General features: G+C 71.5%; 6 protein-coding genes and 1 pseudogene. 2 read left to right on the top strand and 5 right to left on the bottom strand.

All coding sequences use genetic code 11. From position 1 onward, the window contains the following. Positions 1–189: 189 nt before the first annotated feature. From ABZ374_RS47480 to ABZ374_RS47465, 4 genes and pseudogenes are all read right to left on the bottom strand, one after another. Positions 190–1,253 (bottom strand): annotated as a pseudogene (locus ABZ374_RS47480) (TniB family NTP-binding protein). Further along, the gene (locus ABZ374_RS47475; RefSeq protein WP_360324778.1) at positions 1,247–1,687 is read right to left on the bottom strand and encodes a hypothetical protein; all 441 of its coding nucleotides are present in this window, start codon (positions 1,685–1,687) and stop codon (positions 1,247–1,249) included. Before ABZ374_RS47475 ends, ABZ374_RS47480 begins: the two are co-directional and overlap by 7 nt. Further along, positions 1,684–2,046 (bottom strand): hypothetical protein, encoded by a 363-nt coding sequence (locus tag ABZ374_RS47470; protein ID WP_360324775.1) that lies wholly within the window; start codon positions 2,044–2,046, stop codon positions 1,684–1,686. The genes ABZ374_RS47475 and ABZ374_RS47470 overlap by 4 nt, the downstream gene beginning before the upstream one ends. Positions 2,047–2,471: 425 nt before the next feature. Then, positions 2,472–2,804: a transposase gene (locus ABZ374_RS47465; protein ID WP_360324772.1), complete on the bottom strand. Its 333-nt coding sequence runs from the start codon at positions 2,802–2,804 to the stop codon at positions 2,472–2,474. A 148-nt stretch (positions 2,805–2,952) separates the two neighbouring features. Between ABZ374_RS47465 and ABZ374_RS47460 the strand changes: the two genes are divergently transcribed. Further along, positions 2,953–3,783, top strand: coding sequence for a leucine-rich repeat domain-containing protein (locus ABZ374_RS47460; RefSeq protein WP_360324769.1), 831 nt, complete (start codon positions 2,953–2,955; stop codon positions 3,781–3,783). Positions 3,784–4,790: 1,007 nt separating this feature from the next. Continuing rightward, positions 4,791–6,263: an ATP-binding protein gene (locus ABZ374_RS47455; RefSeq protein WP_360324766.1), complete on the top strand. Its 1,473-nt coding sequence runs from the start codon at positions 4,791–4,793 to the stop codon at positions 6,261–6,263. Between the two features lie 1,148 nt (positions 6,264–7,411). On the opposite strand, the gene ABZ374_RS47450 is transcribed toward ABZ374_RS47455, so the two are convergent. Further along, positions 7,412–8,342 (bottom strand): helicase associated domain-containing protein (locus ABZ374_RS47450; RefSeq protein WP_360324763.1); only part of this gene is annotated, 931 nt, incomplete at its 5' end.

Below are 8,342 nucleotides of genomic sequence, written 5' to 3'. Positions count from 1 at the left end.
CGGCCCGCTCCTTGAGGTCCCTTGGATAGTGCTTCGGCATGATTCGTCCGATTCTCTCAAGAACCAGAGTCTCGATCAAACTCGGAGCGGTTCACGGGTGTGTTGCACATAGCTTGGTACGCCTAAAGGGCCCGGGTCGTGTTTGTGCTGGTCACGGGGTTTTGGTTTGGGTGGCAGGGCCGGGGTGGCCTACCGCTTGGGTGTGCGGGACCCGGGTGTGCCGGGGCGGTGGTGTGTTTCGGCGAGGTGGTCCAAACGGACCGCGTCGAGGCTGGTTTTGGTGATGCGTTCGGTGCCGTCCACGATGGCGGTGATCGCGGCCTGGTGGATGAGGCGGGCCAGGCTGCCGATCCGTCCGGCGGTGCGTTGATGGAGATAGGGCGCGAGGTGGGGGAGTGTCCCGGCGCGGTGTGCGTTTCGGGTCGAGGGCGGCTTCCACTCCGGCGATCAACTCCGTGAAGGGTTCGCGCTTCCCGAGTCGTGCCGGGAACGCCCCGCACTCGATCAGCGAGGCCCGTCCGGCGAGTTGCGCCCCGCGCACACCACTGAACAACGGTGTGGCGGTCACGTCGATGCCCGCGTACACGAACGTCGCCGCGATGCGTTCGGTGAGGTCCTTCAACAGATCGGCGGTCTCGGCGCCGGTGGTGGTCCGCGGGTTGAGGCGGTGGATCTCGTCGATGAGGACCAACCGGACGCCGGCCCGGTCGTACGTGTGGCAGACGGCCTCGGTGATCTGGGCCTGCGTCATCCGGGCCGTGACGGGGACGCCGAGGTAGCGGGCGAACTCGGCGGCGAGCGCTTTCGGGGTCGCGCCGGGCGGTACGAGGACGTACGCGACCGGTACCCGGGCATGTGCGGTTCCGGGTGGTGGAGGACGGTTGCGGATGTGGGCGAGGTGGCAGGCGCGTCCGACGCGGGTGCAGGGCGGTGGTTTTCCCGGCCGCCGCCGGCCCGGTGACGATCAGGGACGGCCGGGCGGTGGTCCGTTGGTGGCGGCCGAGGATCATCAGGGTGCGCACGCTGATGGCGAGGGCGTCGATGGCCGGGGTACGGACGGTCACGAACGCGGAGTGATAGGCGAGACGTTCCTCCCGGTTGCGTGGTGGTGTGCCGGGCTCGGGCGGTGTCGCCGGCGGTGCGGTCGCGAAGTCCTGCCAACCCTGCCAGGTGGTTACCGGCCGGGACTGTTCCGTCGTGTCCGTACCGACGCCCCACGTGTGGTCGCCCGAGTGCGCATCGGGGCTCACCATTTCAGGGCTTCCTCATGTGCGTCGTAGAGCCCAAGCCCCCTATACGGCGGGGCGGGGGAGTCGGGATCGTCTTCGCCGGTGTCCGACTCCGGCAGCGGCGACTCGTCGAGGCCGTCGTCGAGTTCGTCGAGGCTGTCCCCGCCTGGCCGCCCGGGGAGCACGTCACCGAGGCCCTGTTCCCGCCCCTCGTGTGCGGAGCGTCGTGCCGGTGGAGGAGTCCGGGTGGGTGTGCCGCGGGCCAGAAGGGCGTGTTCTACACGGGTGGTGTGTCCGGTGTGGGCGCGGCGCATGAGTTGGTCGAGGGCGTCGGCGAGGTCGGTTTCGTGCCGCTCGCGGTCCCCGCGTCGTTCGACGCTCTCCCTCACGTGCCGCCACGCGTGGACGTCGAACGGAACATTCACATGGTCGCGGTGGATCCACGGCACCTCGGTCAACTCCCCGCCGGGCAACCGGATCCACACCCGGCGGCCGTCGTGGGGGTTGTGGTGGACCTCCCACTTCCCGCCTCGGACGGCGATCCCGGAGGACTGACCCGGTACGGGCCCAGGACCTCGTGGTCGTGGGTGCGGTGGTCGATGCGGATCCCGCGTTCGCCGACCGCCTGCCATCGCACCGGCGGCAGTTCGAGGTAGTCGCCGCCGCTCAGCGGTACCGACACGTATCCGCACGCCGCGACCAGCGCGGCCCACATCCGGTTCGGCGCCGGCGCGACCCTCGGCATCACCGGATGCCGCAGTCCTTCGTGAGGGCGATGGTGCCAGCGCACGACCCGTTCGTCGAGCGGGTCCTGCAACCGCGACACTGAAGCACGCGTCGCGTTCGGCGTTCCGGCCGCGTCGGGTGACGTCGGAGCCGGTGTACCCGGGAAGGTGTCGGCAGAACAGGGTGTTGATCGATCCGAAGGTGTGCTCGACGATGCCTTTGGCCGTCGGCGCGAACGGCGGGGCGGGCTGCGCGCCGATCCCGAGCGTCTCGCACGCGGCGGTGAACGCCCTCGACAGAAAGACCTTCCCCCGGTCCACGACGATGGTCTCTCCGGTACGACGACCGGCTGGGCGGCAGCGCCCCCGAGGTGTTCGTCCAACGTCATCGGCCGATCGCGGGCGAACAACCGGGCGCGGCGAAGCGCAGCACGTCGGGCCATGTCGGCCGGGCGGGATGGGGGACGGCCGTCTTTGCGGGCGACAGCGCCGCGTCCACCGCCCTGGTCTCGCCCGGCTACGGCACCGCCGCCGGGATTGCCCTGGCCCACCGTTCCGTTCCCTTGACACTTTGGATGTCCACGATCCCGGAGCCTGGGGTCGGATCACGGCCCCGACCGGCGTGTTCCCGCTCCCGGAGCGCGCCCGGGATCGCCTCCGATCGTCCCTCGGTCCGCCACCCGCGCCGGTAGCGGTAGACCGTCGGGTACGGCCGGAAGTCGTGCCGAGGCAGGTGCCATGCGCAGCAGGCCCGAAGCCGATACGAGAGCGCGTCGAGGATCTCGCGCCGGGGACGCCCAGTCGGCCTCCCGGCCTCGGCGGCGGCACGAGAGGGGCGAGGACCTCCCATTCCACGTCGGGCGGATCCGTCTCGTACACAGCGCGTGGCCCGACCATGATCCGCATCCCCCGAGACAGGCGACTGCCAAGTCGGCTTCCCTGAACGACCCTTCCGGACCCCTTTACGTCTCGCCGGCCGTGACGTCTAGTGTGAGCCGATGAGTGAGGACTTGAAGCCGCAGGTGTTTCCCAACCGGTGGGCCGATGCCACCGGGCCCGGCGATCAGGGTCCGGCGCGCGAGAGATGCGGGTGTATCGGATACGCCTCCCGGACACAGTCGCCGACCCGTTTCCATCCGGAACGTCAGGACACCACCGCACCGGGATGGATCCGCCTTCTCGAACTGATCGAAGAGGCCGCGGCCGACGGACGGGAGGTCTTCAAGCCGCTGGTGGAACTCACCGCGGAGCAGCGGCGCCAGGTCGTTGCGCTCCCGGCGACCATCGCCGAACTCACCTCGGTGAAACACCTCGTGCTGTACGGAAGCAACCTGGTGCGTATCCCGCCCGAGATCGGTGCGATGACGAGCCTCGAGGAGTTCACCCCGTACACCTCATACCGCCTGCACTGGTTCCCGTACGAGATCACCCGGTGCCTCAATCTTCGGCGCAGCACGGTCAGCTCCCGTGCCGTCTACGGCAACTACAAGCAGCGGCCGCCGTTTCCGCCGCTCCGGGCTGCGGCAACCGGTGATCGGGCCGTGGACCTCGACGACGTCGACCCCGGGGTGTGGGGCGCCACTGCGATCCGCACGTGCAGCGTCTGCGACGAGCGTGTCCACGGTGCGAACCTGCGCCAGGTGTGGATCTCACTGTGGACATCCGGCGCCGACGTGCTGCCCTTGCTGGTCAACGCCTGTTCGACGGCCTGCGTCGATGCGCTGCCCGCACCGACCGAGGGCTACGTCCCGACGCCGCACACCGGCGGGCCGGACATCGGCCAGCCGCCGGCAAGTTTCTCCCCACCCCGGCTGAGGCGTAGCGAGTAGCGTCCGGTCGTTGGCGCCGCCGGCGACGTGCTCGATCCCGCCCACCCCGATGCCCGCGTCTCCTCGGCCTCGGCCCGTTCCCGCTCCGCCATGGACCGACCCGGGCCGTACTCCGCGCGCGCCGCTCCCACCCGGCCGGGGCCGTTCGGCAACCCGCGCTCGATCTCGTGGATGTGCCACCGCCGCGCCGATGCGGGCTTACCTGCCTGCGCCGGGACGGTCTCGAACAACCCCTGCCGCGGTGCCTCGGCGGGCGCCCACCCGCCCACCCGCCCACCCACCTGCCTACCTGCCTACCTGCCCACCCGCGTCGAAGCCCTGGGCCCTGGCGGTAGCCCCGTCGACGGGGACTTCTCGGCGCTGTCCTTCCCGAGCGGACACACCCGCTCTCCCGGACCGCCGCACCGGCCGCCCGACCGACGAGCTCGTGGTCGAACACGCCCTCGAATGCCTGCTTCACCGCGTAACGGCCCCACCGCGGGGCGGGAAGCGCTCCATCCTCGGGGGCGGCCTGCTCCTCACCCGTTTCGAGGCCCGTTGCGGCACGCGCGACATCGACGTCCTGGGCAGCCCGTTCCCCGACGGCGAGAGCGAGATCGCCCGAAGCGATCGCGGCGATGGCGACCGACGACGACACGGTGTTCGCCCCGGCCGTCCGAGAGGAGGACGCGTACCGCGGCGTGTATCCGACGGTGTCCGCGTCCACCGCTGCGCCCGCCTCGAGGTCCGACCCGACATCGGCTTCGGTGGCGGCCCGGGCCCGGCGTGTGGGGCCCGGCGGCTCGAGGTCCCGACACGACCGGCCGACCGTCGTGTGCGCCGCCGAGGCCACCCCGTCCTCGGCCCGGCCGGCTCGGGGGGGTGTCGGGGGCGGGCGGCCGGGCCCGAGCGCGAATCTCCACGTGCCCGCCGGCCCGGGTCGGGATCGACCTCGGCCGTGACGCCTTCCATACGAATAGAGGTATGGTTTATGGAACTGTACTTCTATATCCATACGCGAGGTTGTCGTGGACAAGCCCCCCGAAATGTTCGATCGCGACTACGAATGGTCCGCGCTCACCCGATTCATCACCGACGAGCAATCCGGGGCCAGCCTCGGCGTCGTCTCAGGGCGGCGACGTCAGGGCAAGACGTTCCTCCTCGACGCCGTCTGCCGTGCCGCCGGGGGTTTCTACTTCGGTGCCACCGAGGCCGCCGACGCGGAGTCGCTGCGCCGGATCAGCGCGAGCCTCACCGCCCACACCCGGCCGGCCAGCCCCCATCACTTCGAGAATTGGTTCGAGGTGGTCGACGCGCTCCTCGCCCTCGGAGCGGAGCGGCCAGTGCCCGTCGTGATCGACGAGTTCCCCTACCTCGCCAAGGCCAATCCCGAACTGCCCTCCGTCATCCAGGAGGCGTTCCGCCCTCTACGCGATCAGCGCACCGCCTCCCGCGCGCGACTGCTGCTGTGCGGCTCGGCCCTGTCCTTCATGGGCAAACTCCTGTCCGGCAACGCCCCCCTGCGCGGCCGCGCGGGGCTGGAACTGCTCGTCCGTCCCCTCGACTACCGCCTCGCCGCGGACTTCTGGGACATCACCGACCCCCACCTCGCCCTCCGCGTCAACGCCGTCGTCGGAGGCACCCCCGCCTACCGCCGCGAGTTCGCCCGCGGTGACAGCCCCACCGGCCCCGACGACTTCGACGACTGGGTCGTGCGCACCGTCCTCAACCCCGAGACACCCCTCTTCCGCGAGGCCCGCTACCTCCTCGCCGAGGAACCCGACCTGCGCGACACCACCCTGTACCTGTCCGTCCTCGCCGCCGTCGCCGACGGCAACGCCACCCGCGGCGGCATGGCCGGCTACCTCGAACGCAAAGCCACCGACATCGCCCACCCCATCAACGTCCTCGAAGACGCCGGACTCCTCCACCGCGACGCCGACGTCTTCCGCGACAACCGACCCACCTACCGCATCGCCGAACCACTCATCCGCTTCCACCACGCCATCATGCGACCGGTCTGGGACCAACTCGAGCGCCCCGGCAGCGCCCCCCGGGTCTGGCAGGCCAGCCGCCGCCGCTTCGCCGGCAACGTCCTGGGCCCCCACTTCGAACAGGTCTGCCGGGACTGGACCCTGCACCACGCCGACCCCGACCTCCTCGGAGGACTGCCCGCCCGAGTCGGCCACGGCACCGTCCACGACCCCAAAGCCCGCACCGGCCACGAGATCGACGTCGCCGCCATCGGCATCGCCGAGGGAACCAAACCACCCATGCTCGCCATCGGCGAGGCCAAGTGGAACGACATCATCGGCATCGCCCACATCGAACGCCTCCGCGCCATCCGCACCCTCATCCGCCAAGCCGGACGCTACGACACCACCCACACCCGACTCGTCTGCTTCAGCGGAGCCGGCTTCAACGACAAGGCCCGCGCCGCAGCCCACGCCAACCCCGACATCCTCCTCGTAGACCTCCACACGCTCTACGGACGGACATGACACCCACCCGGCCCGACGAGTGCCGACACCGGCCGATCCTCCCGCCGCACCCGCCACGGATCGTCCACCCACCCGAACCCCACCCCCGGACCCGCGCCCGCGTCCCCACGCCGCCTGCGGACGACGGCGCCCATCCACGCGACCAAAGGCCGCCGTCCTCGACCGCGACCACCGACCCCAACCACGCCCGCCCGACCCGCACCCCGAGCTCGCGGCAGAACGCCCCGTCCACCCGCAATACCCGAGGCCGCCCGGCACCGCTGTCGCGCCACAACCGCTCGACCATCGCCGGATCGAGCAGCGCGTCCGCCACCGCGACCACCTCCGGGAACGTCGCCGCGTCCCGCCCGACCACCCGCCACTTGCCACCACTCGAAATCACCCCCGGCGTCCCCGCCCGCGACCGCGCGCAGCCGCCGCGGCCAGATCTCCTCCCGCTCCCACGACAGCGCCGACTCCCACCACCGACACACCACCGCCCACGCGACCCCGAACACCTCCCCGGGACCCACCCCCGCCCGCGCCGCCCGCCGCGCCACACCCGCCCACCGCCGCCGCGCCTCAACCACCTCCGGCACCTCGCGCAACTCCAGATGTTCCGGAACCCCGTCGGCGTCCGCGTCCAGGCCCCACCGGCCGTGCCGCCCACACACCCGCTCCCACCGCGCCGCGTACCGAACCACCCGCACCGGCCCACCGGTACGCCGCGCCGCACACAGCCGACACCCGAACGCCGCCGGCCCCGCGACCGCGCCACCCACCCGCCACATCCCCTGCGACACTCCGGCCGTCCCCCATCCGGCGGCCTCGTCCTCCTCCCGCCCCCAGGACGGCAACGCCCGCGCGAGCACCTCCTCCCCGACCCCGCACAACCCCACCAACACCCGCCTCCCGGCCGCGTCCAGGACCACCTCCGCGTCCGCCCGCAACCCTCCACCCCGATGCCGGGGGCGGTGGTTGAGCCACCGCCAGTGCCCCGCCAGGGCGTCGGCGTCCAGCCCGTAACACCCGGCGACCCGGCCCATGAACGACCACGTCGTCTCACCCTCGACCGGAGCGACCCGAAACACCCCCACCGCACCCGCCCCTCGATCTCACTTCGAATCTCACATCCACCGAACACGAGCACCCTCGGCCGACACCGCCCCTCACCAGCGCATGCCGAGTTCGGTGAGGAGCCGCACCCGTTCCTCGTTCAACGAACTCCGCCGCGTGCGCTGGTTGTTGACCCACTTGCCGAGCCGCACCTCGACGGCACCGCCGCCCTCGACCCCGGCCGCAGTCTCCACCGCCACGGTCTCGACATGTGCGCGAGGTACGTCGAGGTCCCCTTCGCGTTCGCGGTAGGCGACGGCCGCGCCGAACGCCGTCTCCCACGCGCCCCGCCCGCGCCTCGGCGCCGGGGCAGCCCCGGCGCCCTCCCCCACGCCGTCGCCGCCCGCCGCACCACCACCATCCGCCGCTGCGCCGCCACCGTCTTCAGGCCGGATGCCGAGCTCCCGGAGCTGTTGGAGTTGTCCGGGCCGGAGTTTGGCTCTCACGGCAGGCTTGGCCTGCCGCTGCGCCCATCTGCCGATGTCTTCGCCGCCCGCGATGTGTCCGGGCACGAGTTCGTCGAGGGCCCCACCTCGTGCCAGGTACAGCCGTACTTCGTTGGCGGCCCTCTGCCAGGCGATGGTCCACCCGTCCGGCTTCCACCACGGGTCCAACTCCTCCAGGGCCCGGCGGCGTTCGGGGTGCGCATCCAAAACACCCGCACGCCGTTGGTTGGCGAGCCACTGTCCGATGCGCACGCCGTCCTGGACGGCGTTCTGTGGTGCGGCGAGGTGCCCCACACGCCCGACATACCGCCTGGCGACGGCGAGCCCGTCGTCGAAGGCCGCGTCGGGATGTGACCACACCATGCCGAGCATGACGAGTTTCCGCACGCGCCCGGCGTCGAGCCGCCCGGTGGCGTACTCCCTGCGCTGCACCGCGGCCCACTTGATGATCTGTGGGGGTGTGTCGGTCGGGTTTCGGCATGGTTGTGTCAGTCGGGTGTGGGGGTGTCGGGGCTGGTGGGGGTGGTTCATCCCGGCG

Origin of the sequence: Embleya sp. NPDC005971, from assembly GCF_040629175.1 — a bacterium.
GTDB lineage: Bacteria > Actinomycetota > Actinomycetes > Streptomycetales > Streptomycetaceae > Embleya.
This window is presented reverse-complemented; position numbering and strand designations above follow the sequence as displayed.